Raw genomic sequence first — 1,079 nt, 5'->3', positions numbered from 1 at the left:
GCAATCACTACCGTTCTGGCTAAAACCTACGGTGGTTCTGCACGTGCTTTCGACCAGATCGATAACGCGCCAGAAGAAAAAGCTCGTGGTATCACCATCAACACTTCACACGTTGAATATGACACCCCGACTCGTCACTACGCGCACGTTGACTGCCCAGGGCACGCCGACTACGTGAAAAACATGATCACCGGTGCTGCTCAGATGGACGGTGCTATCCTGGTTGTCGCTGCGACTGACGGCCCTATGCCTCAGACTCGTGAGCACATCCTGCTGGGTCGTCAGGTTGGCGTTCCTTACATCATCGTATTCATGAACAAATGTGACATGGTTGATGATGAAGAGCTGCTGGAACTGGTAGAAATGGAAGTTCGTGAACTTCTGTCTGCTTATGACTTCCCTGGTGATGACCTGCCGGTTGTTCGTGGTTCAGCGCTGAAAGCACTGGAAGGCGAAGCTGAGTGGGAAGCTAAAATCATCGAACTGGCTGGCTACCTGGATTCTTACATCCCAGAACCAGAGCGTGCGATTGACCGTCCGTTCCTGCTGCCAATCGAAGACGTCTTCTCCATCTCCGGTCGTGGTACCGTTGTTACCGGTCGTGTTGAGCGCGGTATCGTTAAAGTTGGCGAAGAAGTTGAAATCGTTGGTATCAAAGACACCGTCAAGTCTACCTGTACTGGCGTTGAAATGTTCCGCAAACTGCTGGACGAAGGCCGTGCTGGTGAGAACGTCGGTGTTCTGCTGCGTGGTATCAAGCGTGAAGACATCGAACGTGGTCAGGTACTGGCTAAACCAGGTTCCATCAAGCCACACACCAAATTTGACTCAGAAGTGTATATCCTGAGCAAAGAAGAAGGTGGTCGTCATACTCCATTCTTCAAAGGCTACCGTCCACAGTTCTACTTCCGTACTACTGACGTGACCGGTACCATCGAACTGCCAGAAGGCGTAGAGATGGTAATGCCAGGCGATAACGTGAACATGGTTGTTACCTTGATTCACCCAATCGCAATGGACGACGGTCTGCGTTTCGCAATCCGTGAAGGCGGCCGTACTGTAGGTGCGGGCGTTGTTGC

The 1,079-nt window shown here is 51.9% G+C and carries 1 protein-coding gene; it reads left to right on the top strand.

Translation table 11 applies throughout. The features are described 5' to 3' along the window. A partial coding sequence (tuf, locus tag ACRDCA_RS08975) for an elongation factor Tu (protein WP_438689227.1) occupies nucleotides 1–1,079 on the top strand: 1,079 nt, incomplete at both ends.

This window comes from Serratia sp. (in: enterobacteria) (assembly GCF_051654945.1).
Taxonomy (GTDB): domain Bacteria; phylum Pseudomonadota; class Gammaproteobacteria; order Enterobacterales; family Enterobacteriaceae; genus Chania.
The sequence above is the reverse complement of the archived record's forward strand: the minus strand, read 5'-3'. Positions and strand labels throughout refer to the sequence as shown.